We start from the raw sequence: 22,192 nt of genomic DNA on the forward strand, positions 1-22,192 counted from the left end.
GATTTTAGTTCTTTTTTTTGCAACTCTAAATTGCTAATTTTCTGGAAACTCTTTCTCTAAAAAGTTTAAACAGGTTCGGTATCAGATTTGGATAAACAAAATGAACGCATAATTTTATTTCATAATTGCTGAAAATATTTTTTAATTAAATTTTAAATAATCGTTGTAAAAAGCGGGATTTCCAAAATATTTTTTGGAGAAAAAAGATTCTTTTAGTGTTGAAAAAACATTAAATTTGTGACATTGATATTATGGACAAAAAGACACAAAAAAAACCGACTGAAATGCCTGAAAAAGGCAGAATTTTATCTAAGCCACGTATTTTTTTCGGGCTTACTCTTATCCTTTTCTCAGCTGTCATGGCACTTTCATTCATTTCCTATTTAATGAACTGGAAAGCAGATCAAAGCCAGGCAGGAACTATGCTGGACAAGACTATAAAATCTTCAAATATCTTTGGTAAGATAGGCGATTGGCTGGGCAATATTTTCATATTCGAAAGTATTGGTATTGCCTCATTTATTATAGCCTTCTTATTTCTGGTAGTGGGTACCCTGATTCTTAAGAAGAAAATCTTCAAACCGTGGAAAACCATTGGACACTCATTATTTTTCATTTGCTGGCTTCCTATTTTTATGGGAGCGCTTACTAAAGGACAAGGTGTTTTAGGAGGAGTTTATGGATATCAGATTATGGATTACCTTAATTCTATTATTGGAGCAGTAGGTTTATGGACTGTTTTAGCAGCGAGTATTCTTTTATATTTTATTCTTGAATTTAATCTTCGTCCAAGTTCTATCAAATCAAAACTTGACAAGATCAATGAAAATACGATTGGAAAAGTAAAATCTATGATGCCTGATTCTAATGATGATTTCGAGGCAGATGAAGAATTGAAGGAAGAAGCAGAAGAAGATACTGTATCCAGAGTTACGGTAAGTGATGTTAGCAATCATTCTCCAAATACTCCAATCAATACAGTAAGGGAACCAGAACCGGTAAGTGTTCCGAAAGGATTCCCTGAAGTTCCGGTTTCTACCGATATAGAAACGATTACCACTCCCAATCACACTTCTTTTGAAGCAGAGCCACGAGAGGTTTCTCAACCAGTAAGTTTAAATATTTCTTCAAAACCAATTGTTCCGGTTTCCAGTCCTGAAGAAGCTTTTGATATCAGACCATCCGCACCTTCTCCAGCTGTTACCAATACACCTGCACAAGATAACATTAAATTCAATGTAGAGGTAGCTCCGATGATTGATGTTTTGGATGATTCTGAGAAACAATCACAGGAATTGGTAGAAAAACATGGTTTGTATGACCACAAACTTGATCTGGCTAAATTTCAAATGCCGCCTGTAGAATTATTGAAAGACTATGGAAGTGAAGAAATCTCCATCAACAAAGAAGAATTAGAAGAAAATAAAAATAAGATTGTTGGACTTCTGAAAAATTTCAACGTAGGAATCGCAGAGATCAAAGCAACCATTGGTCCTACAGTGACCCTATACGAGATTGTTCCGGAAGCAGGGATTAGAGTAGCAGCGATTAAGAAACTGCAGGATGACATTGCACTAAACCTTTCTGCATTAGGAATCAGAATTATTGCTCCAATGCCGGGGAAAGGGACAATTGGTATTGAGGTACCAAGAAAAAATCCTACTATGGTTTCTATGCGTTCTGTGATTGCTTCTCAGAAATTCCAGAATACAGATATGGATCTTCCGGTAGTTTTCGGAAAGACCATTTCTAACGAAGTCTTCATGGCTGACCTTTCAAAAATGCCACACTTGCTGATGGCTGGAGCAACAGGTCAGGGTAAATCTGTAGGGATTAACGCTATCCTTACTTCCCTACTCTACAAGAAGCACCCAAGCGAACTGAAATTTGTAATGGTAGACCCTAAAAAAGTGGAACTTTCATTATATTCAAAAATCGAAAGACATTATCTGGCAAAACTACCGGATGCAGAAGAAGCAATCATTACAGATACCAATAAAGTAATCAATACTCTGAACTCTCTTTGTGTTGAAATGGATACCCGATATGATCTTCTTAAAAATGCTTTCTGTAAAAACTTAAAGGAATACAATAAGAAATTTGCTGAAAGAAAATTAAATCCTGAAAACGGACACCGTTACTTACCTTATATCGTATTAGTGGTAGATGAGTTTGCGGATTTGATCATGACCGCAGGAAAAGAGGTTGAATTACCAATCGCCAGACTTGCACAGCTTGCAAGAGCCGTAGGAATCCACTTAATTGTAGCAACACAAAGACCATCTGTAAATGTAATTACAGGGATGATTAAAGCTAACTTCCCTGCAAGAGCGGCCTTCAGAGTAATCTCCAGTGTAGACTCCAGAACCATCCTTGATTCTCCGGGAGCAGATCAGCTGATCGGTAAAGGAGATATGCTTTATTTCAACGGAAATGAGATCTTAAGACTTCAATGTGCTTTCGTAGATACTCCGGAAGTAGAAAGATTGGCAGAGTTCATCGGAGAACAGAAAGGATACGCATCAGCGTTCTTACTTCCTGAATATGTTTCCGAAGACTCTACAAGTACAGTAGGCGCTTTTGATCCGAACGAAAAGGATGCTTTATTTGAAGAAGCTGCAAGAATCATCGTTTCTACTCAGCAGGGTTCCACATCAATGCTTCAGAGACAATTGAAGCTGGGATATAACAGAGCCGGAAGAATTATGGATCAGCTTGAAGCTAGCGGTATTGTAGGAGGTTTCAACGGAGCTAAAGCAAGAGAAGTCATTATCAGCGACCTTCATTCTTTGGAACAGTTTTTGGAAGATCTGCGTAACTAAAGGAAAAATTGAATGATTTAACCTTTTAAAATTGAAAATGTCTAAAGATTATTAAATTAAAAAATGAAAAATATTATTTCAAAAGTTATATTAGGAAGTTTTGTTGTAGGTGCAGTAGGTATGGCCAATGCTCAGAAGATTGATGCTAAAGCTAAAAAGATATTGGATGATATTACAGCCAACTATAATTCTAAAAAGAATTCTTACTTCAAATTTTCTTTTGGAAGTGGCCTTAACGGACAGGTGACGAAAACCGAACCAGGTATTTATTATGCTGCCGGAGAGAAGTACAAACTAAAGATCATGGATACAGAGCAGATCTTTGACGGAAGTAAAATTTACAATATCAATGCTGATGATATGGAAGTAACCATTGCTAAACCTAACGGAAGCAGCACTATGTTCTCCCCTATCAACTACCTTACCACCTACAGAAACGATTACAATGTAACGTATAACGGTAAGAAAATGGTCAATGGTGTGAATGCTGACTTTATTAAGCTGACTCCCGTAAAAGCAAACGGAATACAGTTCGTGTATCTTTTTGTAGATTCTGCAAAAAAGCAGATGGTAAAACTGGAACAGCACGGAAACAACAAAGATGTTGCAGTAATTGCCATTAAAGAATATAAGGAAAACCAAGAACTGGATCCAAATATGTTTGTTTTTGACAAAAATAAGTTTAAAAACTACGTCATTACAGAACTTTAAAAAGCTGAAAGTGAATTCGCAACTAGGCAAATTTGCTTTTTAAGTTAAAAAAATAACAAAATATAAAAAGCCACAAGTAAACTTTGTGGCTTTTTGATTAATTTTGGCACATGTTAAAAATACTAGACCGATATATCATAAAAACCTTCTTTGGACCGTTTTTCTTTATATTCAGCGTATTGTTTTTCATTTTTATTGTAAACATTATCTGGGTTCAGTTAGGACAGTTTATGGGAAAAGGATTAAGCTACTGGCAGATCCTCAAACTTCTTTTTTACCTTGGGGTAAATGTTATCAGTATGGTTCTTCCGCTTACGATTCTCCTTGCGAGCATCATGTCATTCGGGGAATTTGGAGAACGTTACGAGCTTGCGGCAATGAAAGCAGCGGGGATTCCTTTGACTAGAGTCATGACTCCCCTGTTGGGAATTTCAACGGCACTTGCCATCATGTTGTTTTTCTTTTCCAATAATATTATCCCGGATTTTCAGAAGAAAGCCAAAAACATGCTTTTTAATATTGCCCAGACAAAACCGGCAATCAACTTTACTCCAGGTCAGTTTATCGACCAGATCCCGGGTTATATGGTGAAGTTTGATAAAATATACGGTGAAAACGGAGAAAATATTGAAGGGGTTTTTGTTCACAAAAAAGCCAATGCTTATGAAAACCAACAATCTGTAGTAGCAGAAAAAGGAAAATTTGTTCCAGCAGTGAATAAGAATTTTCTAAAACTTGTACTATATAACGGATATGTATTTGAAGATGCTTTCGCAGGAAAAGGTGACAATGTAAGACTGAAACAGCCCGATCAGGCCATTAAATTTGATACACTGGTTTCCCACTTCGATATCAGTGAAATCATTAATAAAGCCATCGAAAAAGAACAGATTACAGATGACTACCGTTTCCAAACATACAACCAGCTTAACGAAACGGTCAGCAAAAGTAAAAAAGACAATAAGCAGTTCTTTGATAATATCGGATCTGAAGTTCTTAATCAGACCAATTCCGTTGTCAGTTATATGGATAAAGGCAACAAACATAAAGTAGCTGCTAAAACCCAGATAAAACTGGATACGGTAAAAGGCGACAAAAAATTGGAAATTATTTACAATTCCTACAACAGGCTAGACAACCTGAAATCTACTTTAGATTCTAAAAAGAATGAATACAGCTCCAATGTAAAATATTTCAGCAAAGTAGTGATCTACCAGCAGAGAATTGTAGCCTATTCAGTGACCTGTATTATCTTTTTCCTGATTGGAGCAAGCTTAGGTTCTATCATCAGAAAAGGAGGAATGGGACTTCCGGTAATCATCGCCATTGTTATTTTCATTGTCTTTTATGTAATGAATGTTGGGGTGGAAAACCTGTCATGGAGTGGAAAAATGAATCCTTATCTTGCAGCCTGGCTTCCTAACCTGATCCTTCTTCCATTTGGAGTATGGATGACGTATAAAGCGCTTACGGATTCACAATTATTTGATGCTGAAAAATACAAAGCATTATTCAAACCGATTACCAAAAGGTTTTCAAAAAGTAAAGAACATCAGAGGTATCAATAATTCTGATCTTAAAATAAAAACAAAAAGCTCCGGAAAAATTCGGAGCTTTTTTGTGGATTAAAGTAAAATATTTTGTTTTATATTATTTTGAATTTAAAAAATTATATTTGCTAAAATTTAAAACAAAACCATGAAGAAATTACTACTTATTGGCCTGTTTGGTCTTCTTTCTCTGAATATCTACGCTCAGGATCAGGATGACAACGGAATTTACAATGGAGAAAAATACGGTTATATTATTGAAAAATCCGGAAAGAAAATTGAAGGTGTCGTACAATTGCACGGAGGATATTCCAGTCCATGGCAAAATCAGTTAAAAGTAAAATTTGCAGCTATCGCAGATATTGATAAAGTAAAGAACAGGATTAAATTCAAAACCTACGATTCGGACGATATCAAAGAATATATGCTGTATCAAGGTGATACTCCAAGGATCTTTAAGTCTGTAAAATATTCGAATATAAGAGAAGCTTTAAACAGTTCTGAAAGCTCTACAGGATTAGCAGCAGGCTTTAAGGCAATCAACAATCTTTCAAGAACAGAACAGTTTGCAGAAGTAGTGGTTGAAGGTAAAATAACTGTTTATAAACTTTACGGCTATCCTACTGCTCTTTCAGCTAATAGTACCCAGGCTATTTCTCAGGCAGAAACAGACCGATTAAGAGAAAACCCGAATTATATTTTTTCTAAAAAAGGTGGAAAAGTAGAAGAACTGACTCCTGCAAAAGCGAAAATTATCCTTGCAGACTGTCCTTATGTAAAAGCAAAAATTGCAAAAGGAGAATACGGATCACTAAAAAATGAAGAAAAGAAAAGATCCGGATTTGGGAAATTTATCCGCGATGAAATAAGCAATGCTACAGTAGATAAGCTTTCAATCATCAATGAAGTGATCTATGATTACAATGAGAACTGTAAATAAAATATACAAAAAGAGGCTTCCAACGGAAACCTCTTTTTTATTTTTAGTATTGAAAATTTCAATTTCTTATTTATTATTATAAGCTTAAAACTTATATACAAAAGCATTAATATTCATGCCTGCACCTACTGAAGCAAATAAAACCACATCATTTTTCTCAATCTTATGATGTTCCAGTTCATCCTTTAAAATCATTGTCAACAAAGTTGGAATGGTAGCTACACTGCTGTTTCCTAGTTTATGAATAACCATAGGCATTATATTTTCCGGAGTTGGCATATCATACAGCTGATAAAACCTGTTAACAATAGCTTCATCCATTTTTTCATTAGCCTGATGAATGATAATTTTATTCAATTGATTAATAGAATATCCGCTGTTATCCAGACATCTCTTCATGGCATCAGGAACATTTACCAGAGCAAATTCGTATATTTTTCTGCCATCCATTTTGATGTATCTTGTATCCTGACATCCTTCATTATTATAGGACTTTCCAAAATACAGATAATCTTTTTCCTCAAATGTATAAGAAGCTGATAAATGAGACTTAATTCCGGAATCATCCTCATTATTCACCTCCAAAACCGCTGCTCCTGCTCCATCGGCATAGATCATACTGTCCCTGTCATGAATATCCACTACACGGGAAAGCGTTTCCCCACCAATCACCAAACATCGCTTTGCAATACCTGATTTAATAAATGCATTAGCCTGTATCACTCCTTCAATCCATCCAGGACATCCGAAAAGAACATCATAGGCAACACAGAAATTATTTTTGATTCCTAATACATGTTTTACTCTGGCAGCAAGACTGGGTACCGCATCAGACTGAACTGTCCCAAACCGGACATCCCCGAAATTATGCGCAAATATAATATAGTCTAATGTTTCCGGATCTATTCCCGCATCTTCAATGGCTGCACGGGCTGCAATAAGCCCAAGATCTGAAGTAACCTCTGTACTGTGAGCATATCTCCTCTCTTCAATCCCTGTAATTTTTTTTAACTTATCTGTAATGGAAGCATTATCGTCCTTCAATAATACACCTTGTTCATTAAGAAAAATATGTTTATCAAAAAATAGATTGGTTATTGTTTCCGACGGGATATAGTTACCTACACCAATAATTTTAGTCATCGCTTTAGCATTTTGATTTCCAGATCATTATATAATAAATCGGAATAATTTTGTAAATATAACGATTAAAAGCTAATAATCAGTATTTCTTTTTATGCAAAGAATACAGATCATCACTGATAAAAATACAACAATCTATCATTCAACAACTTTAATTTTCAATAAAAAAACAAAAAATATATTTCAAAAAAAATATCCATACTCTTCCCTCAGTTTTTGTAGGAATATTTTACCATATAAAGTTGAATTAAATAAAACCTCCTGCGGCTAACAAGAGGTCCAATGAAGACAACAGAATCTGTAAAGCTTCCGGCTTCATTGTTCTAAAAATTTAAAAAAATAATTTAATATATTGAAAATGTGTTCCTTGCTAATTTCGTTTAAAGGTACACTATTAAAAATGGATAATACGATAAAGATTATATTTGTTTGAAAAACACAATCTTCCGTAGAAAACATTCTCTTTTAATTTCTATAAACTATATCTCCTCATCACTCCATGATTAAGTCACAAAAAAAGAGGCTTCCCATTGGAAACCTCTTATCTATTTTCAAAAACTGAAAATTATACTTTCATAATTTCAGCCTCTTTTGTCTTAAGATGCTCATCACAAAGCTTCACATATTTATCTGTATAAGACTGGATTTCTTCTTCCACTCCTTTTACAACATCTTCAGAAACTCCTTCCAGCTTTTTAAGTTCTTTCAAACCATCCTGTCTGGCGTTTCTTACCGTTACTTTAGTGTTCTCAGCTTCTACTTTAGCCTGCTTTGCAAGCTCTCTTCTTCTTTCCTCTGTCAAAGGCGGAACATTCAGAATGATGTTTTCCCCGTTATTAGAAGGTGCAAAACCTAAGTTGGAGTTGATGATCGCTTTTTCAATCGCGTTGATTGCTGTTCTGTCCCAAGGTTGAATAGAGATTGTCATCGCATCCGGAACAGAAACATTGGCAACCTGGTTGATAGGAGTCATTGCTCCGTAATATTCTACCATTACATCCTGAACCATTGATGTAGAAGCACGTCCTGCTCTAATTCTTTGAAATGCGTGATCCAGGTGCTTTACAGCTGCATCCATGTCTTGTTTTACAGATTCTAATATAAGATCTAATTCTTCCATTATTATATTAAAGTTTGATAAATTACACATCTATTAATCATACTGAATATCAATGAATTAAATCTAAAAACACTGTAAACATCAGTGTTTTCTTATTGTTTTAAATTATTTTTTACTATTCAGTGCTGCAAAAATAATGATTATTTCCATATTTTGGTAAGACTACATTCTGTATTTTATGAAAACGTTGATATTTTTAAAAATGACAAGCAACAAAATTGAAAGTCATCTAGAATCTTTAGGCAAATTAAACTTAGGAATTGTCAATGGCAGCTATTGGAAAAGAAAAGACGGCATAAATGTAATACACATTCATCTTGTGTTCAATTTGTTAACAGAAGATGAATTCAAAAGTCCCAATTAAGGAGCTATTTTTAAATTCTTCTGATGTTAAGTCTTGGATTAACTACATTGACACCTAATTCATTTTGCAATTTCTTGATAAAATCTTCACAGTCCACGACTACCTTTTCGCAAACATCAATCATTTCTGCATCTGAAAAATTCTCTATGTCTATAATTCTCTCAATTTCCATATTGAAAGCTTCAAAAATGACTCCTTCTAAAATTAATAAATCATGCTTCGTTTGATCGCTTAAAAATAACGTTTGCTCATCAGAAACTTTTCTAAAATCGTCCCAAATAGCTGTTATGGTTTTAGCATCATCTTCTCTTTTAACCCTTATTTTACCTCTCTTATCCTCTACGTCTCTTTTCACACCCACAATGCATTCTGCTAAGGTGGAATATGATTTAACTTTATGTGTAAATAAATGATCTCTAATTTTGTCTTTCCTCTGAAATCTATAAGTAAGGTAAGATCCCGTCATTGCACCTCCTAATGCTGCAAATAAAGGTATTACTGTTTTGCTTACATCAGTTAAAAAAGCCATTTCCTCGGTTGTCAAACTCAATAATACCATAGTTTTCGTTTTGAGCAAATATAACAAAAAGCCCTCTCAAAGAGAAGACTGTTATATAAATAGCCCGATAAAAGAAATTAAAGAGGCTAATATGCCTACGGAAATACTAATTATTGCTAATCTATCAGATCTATTTGAGGTACTATAAAAATCGCAGAAGTCAGTGATCAGAAATATCCTTTTTCGAACAAATTCCCAACCTTGCTTTTTACTTTCTTCTAATTCTGAAGATAAGATTTCTTTGTAATCATATCCGCACATTACCATCCAATCATCATGCTGTTGTTTCCTTACTACATATTTCACTATCATAAAAACATCATTTATCTCTAATATAGTGATTTACTTTTGATCTACAAATAGTTACGCATAATTTTTCACAATTTCTTTTGCGGAAACTGGCATTTCTTTAATTTATTCCTCTTTCATTTTATCCACTTCTTCTATCCTTCTTTTTCCATTGTTGCCCGGAATCATGATTCTTTTCGGATAATAGCTATTTCCAACATGGATTTTGTGCACTTGTCTCCTCTTTGGAAAAAGAAACATGTTTTTAACTAAAAAATCTTAATGCAAAAAACTTCGGGTACAAATACTTATAGAATATTTTGGTTATTTCTACTTAGTGTGATATCATTTTTAATAACGTCCTTTACTATATTCTTTTAAACAAAACTTTAGCAGATGTTTATAAATAGAATGTTTGCTATAATAAACGGAAAGTCTCAGAGAAGACATTTCTTATTCATTGAAAATTGAAAACTAATTTAAACCCATCACATCATGACAAATCCATCTTTAGATGCCTATCAACAAGTATTTGGTATGGCAGGTCTTGCCAACCGTGCAGGAGGTTACAACGGTTTTGGTATCCAACTCCAGCAACAGCTTCAGTATGATTTATCCTATTATTTTAACAATGTTCCTCCAGTTAAAATAATGGATCAAAAAACACCTTCCACAGCTAATCCTTCAGCCGTATCGGAATTAGGAAACTGGGATCTGGTCTGGGGACCTGCCCTGATCGAAGAAAAAAATGAAAAGGGTATTCCTACTGGTGTTGCAGATAATGCATTATATGTCGTTAAGTCTAATGCTGTTGCATTTCCGGGAGGTCCTACATTACCCACTTATGTTGTAGCTATTGCTGCCACTAATCCTTCGTCACTTTACGATTGGGAAACAGAAGATTTTTCTGTAGCCGAGGTAGTCAACTGGACAACATACAATCCCTCCAATTTCTCTCCATCACCTTATAATGGCACTGACCCTTATATTTCAAAAGGTACTGCTACCGGGATAAGTATACTTCTCGGACTTGAAAGCCCTAATTCTGCAGCTTCACCCAATACTACACTTCAGCAGTTCCTTGCTGGTTTAAATCCAGACCCGGGTACAGCCATCGTATTCTGCGGACACAGTCTTGCAGGCGCATTATCTCCTACTCTTGCTCTTTACTTGAAAGAAAATAAAGATCTAAATGCTTTCGGGGTAACGCTTGTATATCCTACAGCCGGACCAACGCCGGGAGAGACAGCATTTGCCAATTTGTTCAATAGTAAATTCCCTCCATTGCCTCCAGGATGGCAGCAACAAACAGGTACTTACCAAAGCTGGAATACCATGCACTGGAATAATCTGGACGTTGTTCCTCATGCATGGACGATCTCGGAACTGGGGAAAATTGCAACTATATATGGTCAGGCTCCTACATTTATGACAGCCGGTTTATTAAACGCTTTACAAAAGATGGCAATCGATGATTCTTCAAAATCGGGAGCCAGCTATACACGAATACAAAACCAATCGCTTCCAGGTCAGCTCCAACACTCTAGTGGATCTATCAGCATCAAAACACCTCCTGAGACTTTGCAGGACTATATATTCCAGTTATCAGTACAGCATGTGGGAATGTATAATGGTATTCCTGCAGCAGGGTCTAATCCACAAGTGAACGGTCTTATTTTGCCACAGCCATTACCAAAACCAGCTGTGAAACTGGTACCGGGAGTAACTGCTGTCACCGAATTGGAGATGATTTTGAAAATAATAGATCAGATCATTGGGTGGATTTCTTCCAATTATGTTTTGGTTGAAAAGGAAAACGTCACACAAAATGCTAGTGCAGATAAATAATTAAGATTAATGTTAAAACAAAAACACCTGTAACAGCAAATACTGTAACAGGTGTTTTGTATATTTTTTAGTCGTAAAATGATTATAAATTAACCAATGTACCTACGTTTTCTCCGTCTATAATTTTCTCTAAATTCCCATCTTTATTCATATCGAATACAATGATTGGCAATTTATTTTCGTGGCTTAAAGTAAATGCTGTCATATCCATTACTTTAAGGTTTTTCTCGAATACTTCATCGAAAGATAATGAATTATATTTCACAGCATCAGCGTTCTTTTCAGGATCACTGTCGTAGATTCCGTCTACTCTTGTTCCTTTTAGGATCACATCAGCTCCGATTTCGATTGCTCTTAATGTAGCTGCTGTATCTGTAGTAAAATAAGGGTTTCCTGTACCTGCTCCGAAGATTACAACTCTCCCTTTTTCAAGATGTCTTACCGCTCTTCTTTTGATGAAAGGTTCAGCCACTTTATCCATTTCGATAGCAGACTGAAGTCTTGTTTTGATTCCTGCATCTTCCAATGCTCCCTGTAAAGCCATACCATTAATGACAGTAGCAAGCATCCCCATATAATCACCCTGCACTCTGTCCATCCCTTTTGCAGCTCCTGCTACACCACGGAAGATATTTCCTCCTCCAATCACGATCGCTACTTCACAGCCTTTTTCAACTACTTTTTTGATCTCAGATGCATATTCCTGCAGTCTTTCAGTATCAATACCGTATTGTCTGTTTCCCATTAAGGCCTCACCGCTTAGCTTCAGAAGGATTCTTTTATATTTCATCTTTTATTTTTAGTAACTTTTTATTAGTACGGGTTTCCCCAGAATTTGATTTTGCAAATATAATCATTAATGATATTGATAAAAGAAAAATATTTAAATAGAAATAATGTAAGAAATATTTTGAAAAGTACGAAAAAGGATTATTTTTGCATTAATTATAAATTGAGTTGAAGAAAATTATCATTTTTTCATTATTTCTATCAGGAATTGTTTCTTATGCGCAAACAGGAACAAATGTTTATCCGTTCTTAAATGTACCTGTATCTGCAAGACAGGCTGCTTTGGGTGGAGATGCAATTTCGGTAAGAGATTATGATGTTTCCTTTGCTATTGCAAACCCTGCCCTTTTAAATAAAGATTCTGACAAACAGCTTTCTGTAAACGCGACAGCTTATCTTGCTGACTCGAAATACGGAACTATTGCTTATGCCAAAGACTTTGAAAATGGCCATATGGCTACCATCAATGCAAGGTATATGGGCTATGGAAGTATTCCGAGAACGGATGAAAGTGGTTTTGAAAACGGAGAATTCAAAGCTTCGGATGTGGCCATTGGCGCAGGCTATGCCTACCAGTTTGAAGAAGACTGGACGATTGGTGGAGGACTGAATTTCGTTACCTCAAAAATTGACAACTATACTTCTTCCGCTATCTCAGGAACGGCGGGGATTACCTATCATAATAAAAAGAACAAAGAAGTAGTTTCTCTTGTGATGAGAAATTTTGGGTTTCAGCTGAAATCCTTTAATGGAACAAGAGAAAATCTTCCTTTCAGAATAGATCTTGGATATACCAAAATAATCAAGAACTTCCCTCTTGCGATCACCATTACGGCACACGACCTTCAGAAGTTTGATATTTCTTCAGAATACAATCTGGATGGGCAGGAAGTGAAAACCGGCAGAAAAATTGCCGATCACTTTTCATTAGGAGCAGAACTGTTTCCGGAAAAGAATTTCAATATCAGATTCGGTTATAATGTAAAAAGAGGAAATGAACTGGCTGTTGCAGATCAGAGAAACTTCTCAGGACTTTCTGCAGGATTTGGAGTTAAAGTATCCAGATTCCGTATTGATTACGCCCATGTAAGATACCACAACTCTTCGAATGTCAATCAGATAGGAATTTCTATGGATCTTTCCAGCCACAGAGGAGAGTAATCTTTTCAGCTGAATTTTTCTTAATTATTCCGAAAATTTTATACTTCCTCTTGATTTTTAAGAAAAAATCTTGAAATTTGCAGTATGAAAAAACCTGTAATTGCTATTGATGGGTACTCGTCTACCGGAAAAAGTTCTATCTCTAAAATCATTGCTGATCAATTGGGACTTATTCATATGGACACAGGGGCTCTTTACAGAGGAGTTACCTGGTATGCGTTGCAGCACTGCCTTAACACAAATGGCGAGATTGATCTGACTACATTATTCAATTCTTTTGACCAGATCAGACTCGAGTTCAAAAACAATGAAGGAACCCTAATTCTTTTCCTTAATGACACTGATATCTCTAAAGAAATCCGTACTAATATTGTCTCTGACAACGTAAGCCTTGTTGCCAAACAGAAAGAAGTAAGAGATTTCCTACTGCAGTCACAGCGCACTTTGGCAGAAAAAGGAGGTGTAATTATGGACGGACGTGACATTGGGACAGTAGTTCTGCCAAATGCGGACTATAAATTCTTCCTTACTGCCAGCATAGACGAAAGAACCAACAGAAGATTTCTGGAACTGAAAGGACTGGGAATAGAAACAGATAAAGAACAGGTAAAGCAAAACCTTATAGAACGTGACAAGATCGACAGTGAGCGTGAAATAGCCCCATTAAAGCAGGCTGACGATGCTATCGTGATTGATAATTCTGAATTAACCAAAGAAGAAACCATAGAACTTATTTTATCTCACATCAAAAAGATTTAACAATTTTTAATAGGCTTCAAGCCCCCTTTGGTATACAAATTGTAAGTTTTATTACTGTAAAAACTAATTTATTATTAATTATTAAAAAACTTAAAATGTCTAGAAAAGGAAATAATACAGCAGGTATATTGGCAGGACTTCTTGCAGGTGCTGCGGCAGGTGTAATCTTAGGAATGTTATACGCACCGGAAGAAGGTAAAGAAACCAGAAAAAAGATTAAAACTAAAGCAAATGATCTTAAAGATCAGGCTAAAAATAAATACGGAGAGGTTTCTGAAAAAGTAAAAGACCAATATGGCAATATTTCTTCTACTTTCAAAGAAACGGCAAGCAGCGTAGCACATACTGTGAAAGACGGATATGATAAATACAAAGATCAGATTGTTTCTAAAACTGCAGATTTGGCAAAAGATGTAGAAGCGGAACTAAACGATCTTAAAAAATAAGTAATTTATCTTTTTTAAGTAAATTACAGAAAGGAACTTTTGTGCAAAAGTTCCTTTTTTTGTAACTTTAAAAAAAAACAATGATAGAAACTATTAAAGAATATGCTTCCAAGAGAATAGATCTTCTGAAAATTGAAGCGACAGAAAAGTCGTCACTTTCCGCTGGGCTCATCACTTACTTTGTAGTACTGCTTGTTGCTTTTGCTTTTTTTATTATCCTTTTCAATTTTGGAATTGCTTTCCTTATTGGTAAAGCACTGGATAACTACTCTTACGGATTCTTAATTGTGGCTGCATTTTATGCGCTGGTAATGGCCTTTGTCATTGCCTTCAAAAATAAGATTGTCAATACTGTTGCAGATCAGGTTATTAAATTTTTAAATCATTAAACTATGGGTAGAAAATACGAGAGCATAGAAGAATTAAGAAGAAAGAAAAAACTGCTTCAGGGTGAAATAAATGATCTTGAAAATCTTCTTACCTTCAAAAATACGAAAGAAAGCTTAAGTGCCTTTACCAATGGTTTAAGTGATCAGTATCTTCAGGAAAAGATAGATGAAGACGGCGATGAAAAAGTAGTCCTTAGAAAAGATGTCATTGCCAAACAGCTTACTTCAGAAGTAAAAGACCTTCTGATCAACAAAAATACAGCTGTAGGACTTGCCAGTTCTGCTTTTAAAGGAGGAAATATTACAGACAGTCTCGTTAAACTGGGCGTTACGGCTATCGTAGGAAACTACGCTAAAAAGAATATGAAAAGCTCCAACTGGAAGAAAAAACTGATTGGTGCAGCACTAATCTATCTTGCTCCTATAGCTCTGAAATATGTCAGAAAAAAGATGGAAGTATATCAGAAAAACAAAAGTGTTTCAAGTTTGGAACAATTGATATAAAAATAAGATATTAGAAACTAGACGCTAGATATATTCAGTAATATTTTACAATAATTCTAACCTCTAGTTTCTAATTTTCTATTTTGAAAATAGCTGTCCTAAAATAATTCCTGCAGCCATTGATACATTCAGGCTTTCTGTAGACTGGGATTTTCCAAACCTTGGGATGCTGATACTTTTTTGTAAAAGCTTTTCAGTTTCCGGTCTCATTCCGTTTCCTTCGTTTCCTAAAATAAGATTGATCTTTTCCGGCTTCTCAAAAGTATAAATGTTCTCCCCTTCCATATCCGTTCCTATATTTATATTTTCGGTGGAAGAAAGATATTCCACAAGATCAGTATAAACCACGTTCACTCTGGTAAAAGAGCCCATTGTTGCCTGAATCACTTTCGGATTGTAGACATCTACAGTATCTTCACTACAAATAATCTGTTCTATCCCGAACCAGTCTGCCAATCGGATAATCGTTCCTAAATTTCCAGGATCCTGTATTCCATCCAAAACCAACTGTATCTTCTTATCTTCCCATTTTTCTTCTTCGGCAAGATAACATACCGCTACAGAATCTTTTGGAGTTTTAAGAAAACTAATTTTTTTTAATTCATTTTCAGAGATATGCGTAACAGGAATGTCAGTACGGTCCAATTTTTGTGGATCGGTTGAGAATATTTCTTTAACTTTAATGTTAGAATTAGAAAGTTCACAAATGATTTTATTACCTTCAACCAAAAACAAATTGTATTTTTGTCTGAACTTCTTTTTATCTAAAGATTGTAAAACTTTTATTGTATGAGCTGTAAGCATTATAAGAATTCTCCTCAAAAATATTATAAAATTATCTCATTTGCAACATTTGTTGGTCTCCTTTATGCTTGTAGTACGACAAAAAAAGTTCCTGAAGGCGAATACCTGCTTACCAAGAACACTTTAGGGTTCGAGGATAAGAGAGAATTTTTCGATGAAGAACTGAAAGATTATATTCAGCAAAAGCCCAATAAAAAGCAATTTCTTTTCATGCCATTAAGTTTACTTCTGTACAATATGGCTGATACGAAATATGACACGATACTTAACGAGTATATGACCTATCCGGGTGAAATGAGAAATCAGAAACTGAGAGACTCTTTATTTCTTAAATATAATATGAAAAGCAGTGTGGGAAAAAGTCTGCTTTTCGACCGTTTATTGCACAATTGGGGAACAGCTCCGGTAATTCTTGATCAGACAAGAAGTGAAAAAAGTGCTGAATCTATCAAAAAAAGGCTTACTTATAGAGGATACTGGGATGCTGATGTAACCTTCAAGCATAGTTTGGATTCTGCTTCAAAAAAAGCTTCGGTAAGCTATTCTATTAAACATAATGATCCTACCCGCATCAAAGGGTATTTTTACAATATTCCGGATCAGGGGATCAAGGGGTACTACAGCTCTTTTCTGAATAAAAGTCTGGTGAGATCAGGGCAGATTCTTGACCAAACGGTACTTGAAAGGGAGGTGACCAGAATTACGGAACAAATGAGAGAATTTGGGTTCTACAGGTTCAATGCTTTGAATGATGAGGTTTATTTTGTGGCAGATTCTCTTAAAAGCAGAAAACAGGTTCCTTTAACTCTTGAGATTCATAAAGATTCTTTGGATACGCCTTATAAAATTTCAACCTTTGGAAATATAGATGTTGCCATTGTGGATGAACCTGGTGATTATCCTAAAAATACAAAGAAAGACAGTCTAAGGAGAATCAGATTCCATACTATGAATAATAAATATAAGCTTCCATCCATATGGCGAGCGATTATTCCTGATAGTAAAAAGGTTTTTGACCAAAGCAAACTGGACTTAACCAAGAGAAATATTTTGGCGATGAACAATTTCAGTATCGTCAAAGCAAGAGACTCTCTGAGACAAGGCGGAATCACTTCTCCTAATGACAGTATTGTAGATGTTTTGTATGTATTAAAGCCACTTCCAAAATATGAGTTTAAACTGGGAACAGATATTAATTATTCTCAGCTTCTCAATCTGGGAATCTCTCCTTCTGTAGATCTTACTACCCGAAATGTTTTCAGAGGGGCAGAAAACCTTTCTACAAGCCTTTCAGGAACGTTTGGATCTATCAGAAGTACAAAAGATATTGATAAAAGAGTTGCCGCTTACGAAATATCAGCTCAGGCATCTTTGAATTTCCCTAGACTTTTACTTCCTTTTAATTATTATAAACTCATTCCAAAACGATATACCCCTACATCTTCTATCCTGTTGGGAGCATCTATACAAAACAATATTGGTTTGGGAAGACTTATTTTCAACACCGGATTGAACTATCAGGCCAGTGTAAATGATCAGGTATATCATAAACTTACTTTATTCAACACACAGGTCAGTCTGACAAAAAATAAAGATGCTTACTATGATTACTTTGTGAATGACGGAAAGGTAAAAGATGAGGTTTTCGGGAATTATTTTATGTTTAATGCGGAAACTCAACAAACCGGAAAAGATTATAGGGATGGAAAACTCACTGTAGACGAAGTTTCCAAAAAGATTATCGAGAACGACGCTTATCGTGGGAGCCTTGATCAACAGGGAACTGATCTTTTAACAGCCTTCACAGGAACTTTGGTTAATAAAGACAGACAGACACAGGACGTTCTTATTTCTTCCATGATTTACAACTTTGTATACAGCGAGATTGGAAAAAAAGAATATCCAAATGCATTTTACTTTAACGGAAAAGTTGAGCTTGCTGGTAACATTTTAAGCTTATTCAACAAGAAAGATAATGGCGGAGGGGTTGTTACCAGTCCTCAAAAAACTATTTTCGGGTTACCTTATGCACAGTTTGTTAAGTTTGATATTGATGCCAGAAAATATTTCAGGTTCAATGGAAACCAGACATTGGTACTTCGTCAATTTATCGGGGTTGGAATTCCGTATGGAAACTCTCAGGATATGCCTATTATCAAGTCTTATTTCAATGGAGGTTCCAATGATATCAGAGCCTGGGTAGCATTTGGAGGATTAGGTCCTGCAGATTCTCAGATAGACGAAAGGGTACGTACTTATATGACAGACAACTTAAAACTTACCACGAATATTGAATACCGTATCCCATTCAATAAAACCTATGAAGGAGCTTTATTTACTGATATCGGAAATACGTGGAGCCTTCGTAATTACAACGATGGATATGGAGATGAGTTTAAATTCAATAAATTCCTGAAACAGGTTGGTATCGGAAGTGGATTCGGATTAAGATTAAATATTGCCTATATAACGGCCAGAATTGACCTTGCTTATAAGATCTACGACCCCAATAAACCTGATGGTGACCGATGGAGAGTCAAATATATTCAGCCTTTCAAACCTACGGTTAATATCGCGTTCGGATATCCTTTCTAATCCGGAGAAACGCCTAAAATAAAATATACTACAGCAATTACCCGGGCGAGGATTTCCCTCGTCTGGTTTCTGTAGAAGCTTTCAGGTTTTGAGACATCCTGTGCATCAAATCCTAATGCATTCATATCATTGTTTCTTGCAAAAAACAGTGCTCTCAGATTATGAAATCCCTGAGATACAATAATGACATTTTTCTTTTTGTAAACATCTTTACAGCGGAGAATGCTTTTATAGGTATTGAAGCCTTTCGGATCTTCCACAATAATATCTTCCGGAACTCCTTCCTGATTAATCAGATAGTTTTTCATTGCTGCAGGTTCGTTGTAGCCCTTACTCTTCTCCCCGCTTACTATAATTTTCTTGATTTTTCCATGATGGTAAAGAAGAGCAGCAGCATCCATTCTTTTGGTGAAGTAAGGGTTAGATTTTCCGGATCTCATTTTCGGAGATGTTCCCAGAACCAATGCAATTTCTCTTGGTGGAATTTTTGAGATTTTGGTATACGTTCTCCCGTTGGTAAGCCCGAAAACCCACACATTACAGAAGCATATCATCAGAATTCCCAATTCCAATGATATAAAACCCAGGTTAAATATGTTCCGTATAATTCTCAACTAAGATCAAAGTTAAGCTTTATTTTTTTACTTTTCACAATAGACATGCAAGCCAATATATGTCCTTGCGATTCTTCTTTTTCTGTAAGATACTCATTCTCCAGCAGTTCTATTTCACCTTCCTCTAAAGAACATTCACAACTTCCACAAATCCCTGACTTACATGAATAAGGAACCGGAAATTTCTGAATAAGAAGCTGTTGTAGCAATTTATCCTTATTATCCGCAAGCTGGGTAGTATATTTTTTTCCTAACATAGTAAATTCCACTTCAATATTTTCAATCAGAGGAAATTCTTTTTCTACAGGATAAATATCATCATTAAATTCTTCAAAAAGTTCAAAATGAATATTCTTTTTCGGAATTCCATGGTGATAACAGGCATTCGCCAATGTTTTAATCATCTCTCCTTTTCCACAGATCAGCACTTCGTCTACAGCATCCCAAATGGTAGACTCTTCGTCTGTATCATCCAAATGAAGGATCTGATTGATAATGAGGGCTAATTTCTTTTCATCCAGTCTGCCATAAAAAAACTGGTCTGCTGTTCTTTCCTGTGAAAAAAAATAAAATATCTGTAGTCTGTCACCATAAGTCCTGGCAAGATTATCCAGCAGCTCACGATAAACAAGCTCATCTGAGCTTTTATTTCCAAAGAATAAAAACAACCGTGTTCGAGGTTCGTTGTGAAGAATATTTTTAAAATGGCTCAAAATAGGTGTAATCCCTATTCCAGCAGCAAAGGCAACAATAGTCCTGAATTCGCTGGGTTTAGATACAATGGTAAATCTTCCTGCAGGTTCGCTCACCCACAGCTCATCACATTCATTATAGTTTTGAAATAACTGAGAAGTTGCTCCATCAGGGGAATTGACCTTTATTCCCAAACTTATTTTACCTTCATAAGGAGCTGAAGTCATTGAATAATCATTAATAACCTCTTTCCCATGTGATTGAAATCGTATACTAACGAACTGCCCTGCTTCAAACCTGAAATTTTCCTTTAAATTCTCAGGAATATCAAACTCCAGAGAAAAAGTATTTTTGGTCAGCTCTTCCTTTTTCGCTATTTTTAACGGATGAAACTGTATCAGTTTCCCTTTATAGATTTGTTGTTCCATAACTTCAATTCAAAAATAGATAAAAAATAATTTATGAAGAAGATAATTTTATCCACGTTACTTCTTACTGCACTGTACAGCTGTAAAAAAGAAGGTCAGAAAACTGAAAACACAGCAGCTGCGGACTCTGTTTCTGTATCTCAAACTACAGAACCTGAAGGAATTGCAGTTCTTCCTAAAGAACTTTCTCCTGAAAATGTAAGCCAGCATTTAGCAAAAAATAATGATACTTTATATGTTACCAATTTCTTTGCAACCTGGTGTGGTCCATGTATGAGAGAGATTCCAAGCTTTAAAAGTAAAATGGAGGAATTGAAGGGAAAACCTGTAAAATTCACTTTCGTAAACCTTGATGACAAAGCGGAATGGGCAGGTGCAGTGAAAAATTTTGCAACAGAAAATAAACTGGGAGGAAGTATTATTTTACTAGATGGACAAAAATTAGATCAAAACTTTTTCCATAACAACTTCAAACAGTGGGACGGTGGTTCTATTCCTTTTACTTTCATGAGAAAAGGAGATAAAACCGATGAATACCTGGGAATGATGACGGAAGATGTCTTGAATTCAAAAATCGATTCTTTCTTACAATAAAAATAGACTGAGCTCTTTCTGAATCATGTCAAAAAGATTTAAAATCCTGTGTTTTTTATTCGTGATTGCAATTATTGTAAGCGCTGTCATTAATCTGAACACAGGATTTTTAAGTTTAAGTTTCCAGGATTTCTTTCAGGAGTCTGCTCATAGCCAGATTGCCGAAATCCGTATTAACAGGGTTCTGGTCATGATGCTGGCTGGAATTTCAATTCCCACTTCAGGTTTTCTGATGCAGGAATATTTCCAAAACCCACTGGCTGGGCCTGATATATTGGGTATCACTTCTGTCGCCAGTTTGTCGGTTGCCTTTTATATTTTCTTTTCTCATAATATTTTACTCCCTGAGTTTTTACAAAACAGCTTCCTTAGCTTATCTGCTATTGGGGGCAGCTTACTGTTAATGCTGATTCTCCTTTCAATGTCTAACAGATTTCAGGATAAATCGTATCTTATTATTTTTGGATTTCTGGTATCAGCTTTTGCAGGAGCAATTGTATCTCTTCTTCAGTTTTATGCGGAAAATCAAAGTCTGAAAAATTATATTTTATGGTCTTTCGGAGCAAATAATATGGTAACGAGAAACCAGATTTATATATTGTTTATTTTAGTTTTAATTGGAATGACAATCTGTTTCAGAGCCATAAAGCCACTCATTGGAAACTCTCTTGGCAATTCCTACGCACAAAGTTTAGGAGTAAACCTGAAACAGCTGAAACTTTTAATAATAGTTGCGTCTTCTCTCCTATCAGCATCTGTGACAGCATTTCTGGGGCCTATTCTTTTTATTGGAATTATTGTTCCTCACTTTTGCAGACTGGTCTACAACCCTTCAAAATTATGGCAGCAATGGATTCTTAATATGTTTCTGGGAATGCTGATCATGCTATTCTTCTCGGTGATTGCGGAAAAAACACAGATTCCTCTCAATGTAATAAGCTCTGTATTTGGAATTCCTGTAATTCTGATGATGCTTTTGAAGCAGAATAAAGTTTAAAATACAATGATTAATAAAATGAATTGTTAATATAAAGCTCCTAACAGATTATATAGGTCAAGCAGATTTTGAGA

The 22,192-nt window shown here is 35.4% G+C and carries 20 protein-coding genes; 13 read left to right on the plus strand and 7 right to left on the minus strand.

Annotation, left to right across the window (positions count from 1 at the left end; all coding sequences use genetic code 11):
• Window positions 1-251: 251 nt before the first annotated feature.
• The 4 genes from CQ046_RS18795 to CQ046_RS18810 all read left to right on the plus strand — a co-directional run bounded on the left by CQ046_RS18795 (window position 252) and on the right by CQ046_RS18810 (window position 6,023).
• A complete protein-coding gene (locus tag CQ046_RS18795; protein WP_105703759.1) occupies window positions 252-2,822 on the plus strand; it encodes an FtsK/SpoIIIE family DNA translocase in 2,571 nt (856 codons plus the stop codon).
• A gap of 63 nt (window positions 2,823-2,885) precedes the next feature.
• Window positions 2,886-3,533 (plus strand): LolA family protein, encoded by a 648-nt coding sequence (locus CQ046_RS18800; RefSeq protein ID WP_105703760.1) that lies wholly within the window; start codon window positions 2,886-2,888, stop codon window positions 3,531-3,533.
• Between the two features lie 110 nt (window positions 3,534-3,643).
• Entirely contained in the window at window positions 3,644-5,101 is a 1,458-nt protein-coding gene (locus tag CQ046_RS18805; protein ID WP_105703761.1) for an LptF/LptG family permease, read from the plus strand.
• Window positions 5,102-5,231: 130 nt separating this feature from the next.
• The gene (locus tag CQ046_RS18810) at window positions 5,232-6,023 is read left to right on the plus strand and encodes a hypothetical protein (RefSeq protein WP_105703762.1); all 792 of its coding nucleotides are present in this window, start codon (window positions 5,232-5,234) and stop codon (window positions 6,021-6,023) included.
• An 84-nt stretch (window positions 6,024-6,107) separates the two neighbouring features.
• On the opposite strand, the gene CQ046_RS18815 is transcribed toward CQ046_RS18810, so the two are convergent.
• From CQ046_RS18815 to CQ046_RS18825, 3 genes are all read right to left on the minus strand, one after another.
• Window positions 6,108-7,166 (minus strand): 3-oxoacyl-ACP synthase III family protein, encoded by a 1,059-nt coding sequence (locus CQ046_RS18815; protein WP_105703763.1) that lies wholly within the window; start codon window positions 7,164-7,166, stop codon window positions 6,108-6,110.
• A gap of 565 nt (window positions 7,167-7,731) precedes the next feature.
• Window positions 7,732-8,286 (minus strand): ribosome recycling factor, encoded by a 555-nt coding sequence (gene frr / locus CQ046_RS18820; protein ID WP_105703764.1) that lies wholly within the window; start codon window positions 8,284-8,286, stop codon window positions 7,732-7,734.
• Between the two features lie 374 nt (window positions 8,287-8,660).
• Window positions 8,661-9,209, minus strand: a complete 549-nt coding sequence (locus CQ046_RS18825) for a hypothetical protein (RefSeq protein WP_105703765.1) — start codon at window positions 9,207-9,209, stop codon at window positions 8,661-8,663.
• Between the two features lie 783 nt (window positions 9,210-9,992).
• On the opposite strand from CQ046_RS18825, the gene CQ046_RS18830 reads away from it, so the two are divergent.
• On the plus strand, window positions 9,993-11,345 hold the full coding sequence (locus CQ046_RS18830; RefSeq protein ID WP_105703766.1) for a lipase family protein: 1,353 nt from the start codon (window positions 9,993-9,995) through the stop codon (window positions 11,343-11,345).
• Window positions 11,346-11,427: 82 nt separating this feature from the next.
• Here the strand turns inward: CQ046_RS18830 and pyrH are convergent, their stop codons facing one another.
• Entirely contained in the window at window positions 11,428-12,135 is a 708-nt protein-coding gene (gene pyrH, locus CQ046_RS18835) for a UMP kinase (RefSeq protein WP_105703767.1), read from the minus strand.
• 167 nt (window positions 12,136-12,302) lie between these two features.
• Here pyrH and porQ point away from each other — a divergent pair, with 167 nt between their 5' ends.
• The 5 genes from porQ (at window position 12,303) to CQ046_RS18860 (ending at window position 15,393) form a co-directional block, all read left to right on the plus strand.
• Window positions 12,303-13,295, plus strand: coding sequence for a type IX secretion system protein PorQ (gene porQ / locus CQ046_RS18840; protein WP_105703768.1), 993 nt, complete (start codon window positions 12,303-12,305; stop codon window positions 13,293-13,295).
• Window positions 13,296-13,379: 84 nt separating this feature from the next.
• Window positions 13,380-14,054 carry a (d)CMP kinase gene (gene cmk, locus CQ046_RS18845; protein ID WP_105703769.1) on the plus strand — a complete coding sequence of 225 codons (675 nt, stop codon included), beginning with the start codon at window positions 13,380-13,382 and terminating at the stop codon, window positions 14,052-14,054.
• A gap of 95 nt (window positions 14,055-14,149) precedes the next feature.
• Entirely contained in the window at window positions 14,150-14,500 is a 351-nt protein-coding gene (locus CQ046_RS18850; protein WP_034694334.1) for a YtxH domain-containing protein, read from the plus strand.
• 80 nt (window positions 14,501-14,580) lie between these two features.
• Entirely contained in the window at window positions 14,581-14,889 is a 309-nt protein-coding gene (locus tag CQ046_RS18855; RefSeq protein ID WP_047496002.1) for a phage holin family protein, read from the plus strand.
• A 3-nt stretch (window positions 14,890-14,892) separates the two neighbouring features.
• Complete coding sequence (locus tag CQ046_RS18860) at window positions 14,893-15,393, plus strand: phosphoribosyl-ATP pyrophosphatase (RefSeq protein ID WP_105703770.1); 501 nt, start codon at window positions 14,893-14,895, stop codon at window positions 15,391-15,393.
• Between the two features lie 78 nt (window positions 15,394-15,471).
• Here CQ046_RS18860 and CQ046_RS18865 read toward each other — a convergent pair whose 3' ends face one another.
• Window positions 15,472-16,197 (minus strand): TrmH family RNA methyltransferase, encoded by a 726-nt coding sequence (locus CQ046_RS18865; protein WP_105703771.1) that lies wholly within the window; start codon window positions 16,195-16,197, stop codon window positions 15,472-15,474.
• On the opposite strand from CQ046_RS18865, the gene CQ046_RS18870 reads away from it, so the two are divergent.
• Window positions 16,183-18,792: a BamA/TamA family outer membrane protein gene (locus CQ046_RS18870; protein WP_105703772.1), complete on the plus strand. Its 2,610-nt coding sequence runs from the start codon at window positions 16,183-16,185 to the stop codon at window positions 18,790-18,792. The genes CQ046_RS18865 and CQ046_RS18870 overlap by 15 nt on opposite strands.
• On the opposite strand, the gene CQ046_RS18875 is transcribed toward CQ046_RS18870, so the two are convergent.
• Entirely contained in the window at window positions 18,789-19,346 is a 558-nt protein-coding gene (locus CQ046_RS18875) for a vancomycin high temperature exclusion protein (protein WP_410493421.1), read from the minus strand. The two genes, CQ046_RS18870 and CQ046_RS18875, sit on opposite strands and share 4 nt — an antisense overlap.
• Window positions 19,347-19,402: 56 nt before the next feature.
• On the minus strand, window positions 19,403-20,527 hold the full coding sequence (locus CQ046_RS18880) for a ferredoxin--NADP reductase (protein WP_105703774.1): 1,125 nt from the start codon (window positions 20,525-20,527) through the stop codon (window positions 19,403-19,405).
• A 33-nt stretch (window positions 20,528-20,560) separates the two neighbouring features.
• Here CQ046_RS18880 and CQ046_RS18885 point away from each other — a divergent pair, with 33 nt between their 5' ends.
• Both CQ046_RS18885 and CQ046_RS18890 read left to right on the plus strand, forming a co-directional pair.
• A complete protein-coding gene (locus tag CQ046_RS18885; protein WP_105703775.1) occupies window positions 20,561-21,121 on the plus strand; it encodes a TlpA family protein disulfide reductase in 561 nt (186 codons plus the stop codon).
• A 25-nt stretch (window positions 21,122-21,146) separates the two neighbouring features.
• Entirely contained in the window at window positions 21,147-22,118 is a 972-nt protein-coding gene (locus tag CQ046_RS18890) for an iron ABC transporter permease (RefSeq protein ID WP_105703776.1), read from the plus strand.
• The last annotated feature ends 74 nt before the right edge of the window (window positions 22,119-22,192 follow it).

Origin of the sequence: Chryseobacterium sp. MYb7, from assembly GCF_002979455.1 — a bacterium.
Lineage (GTDB): Bacteria > Bacteroidota > Bacteroidia > Flavobacteriales > Weeksellaceae > Chryseobacterium.

Coding starts and splice junctions, on each gene's coding strand:
- CQ046_RS18795 (WP_105703759.1), top strand. CDS start 252: ATGGACAAAAAGACACAAAAAAAACCGACTGAAATGCCTGAAAAAGGC.
- CQ046_RS18800 (WP_105703760.1), top strand. CDS start 2,886: ATGAAAAATATTATTTCAAAAGTTATATTAGGAAGTTTTGTTGTAGGT.
- CQ046_RS18805 (WP_105703761.1), top strand. CDS start 3,644: ATGTTAAAAATACTAGACCGATATATCATAAAAACCTTCTTTGGACCG.
- CQ046_RS18810 (WP_105703762.1), top strand. CDS start 5,232: ATGAAGAAATTACTACTTATTGGCCTGTTTGGTCTTCTTTCTCTGAAT.
- CQ046_RS18815 (WP_105703763.1), bottom strand. CDS start 7,166: ATGACTAAAATTATTGGTGTAGGTAACTATATCCCGTCGGAAACAATA.
- frr (WP_105703764.1), bottom strand. CDS start 8,286: ATGGAAGAATTAGATCTTATATTAGAATCTGTAAAACAAGACATGGAT.
- CQ046_RS18825 (WP_105703765.1), bottom strand. CDS start 9,209: ATGGTATTATTGAGTTTGACAACCGAGGAAATGGCTTTTTTAACTGAT.
- CQ046_RS18830 (WP_105703766.1), top strand. CDS start 9,993: ATGACAAATCCATCTTTAGATGCCTATCAACAAGTATTTGGTATGGCA.
- pyrH (WP_105703767.1), bottom strand. CDS start 12,135: ATGAAATATAAAAGAATCCTTCTGAAGCTAAGCGGTGAGGCCTTAATG.
- cmk (WP_105703769.1), top strand. CDS start 13,380: ATGAAAAAACCTGTAATTGCTATTGATGGGTACTCGTCTACCGGAAAA.
- CQ046_RS18850 (WP_034694334.1), top strand. CDS start 14,150: ATGTCTAGAAAAGGAAATAATACAGCAGGTATATTGGCAGGACTTCTT.
- CQ046_RS18855 (WP_047496002.1), top strand. CDS start 14,581: ATGATAGAAACTATTAAAGAATATGCTTCCAAGAGAATAGATCTTCTG.
- CQ046_RS18860 (WP_105703770.1), top strand. CDS start 14,893: ATGGGTAGAAAATACGAGAGCATAGAAGAATTAAGAAGAAAGAAAAAA.
- CQ046_RS18870 (WP_105703772.1), top strand. CDS start 16,183: ATGAGCTGTAAGCATTATAAGAATTCTCCTCAAAAATATTATAAAATT.
- CQ046_RS18865 (WP_105703771.1), bottom strand. CDS start 16,197: ATGCTTACAGCTCATACAATAAAAGTTTTACAATCTTTAGATAAAAAG.
- CQ046_RS18875 (WP_410493421.1), bottom strand. CDS start 19,346: ATGATATGCTTCTGTAATGTGTGGGTTTTCGGGCTTACCAACGGGAGA.
- CQ046_RS18880 (WP_105703774.1), bottom strand. CDS start 20,527: ATGGAACAACAAATCTATAAAGGGAAACTGATACAGTTTCATCCGTTA.
- CQ046_RS18885 (WP_105703775.1), top strand. CDS start 20,561: ATGAAGAAGATAATTTTATCCACGTTACTTCTTACTGCACTGTACAGC.
- CQ046_RS18890 (WP_105703776.1), top strand. CDS start 21,147: ATGTCAAAAAGATTTAAAATCCTGTGTTTTTTATTCGTGATTGCAATT.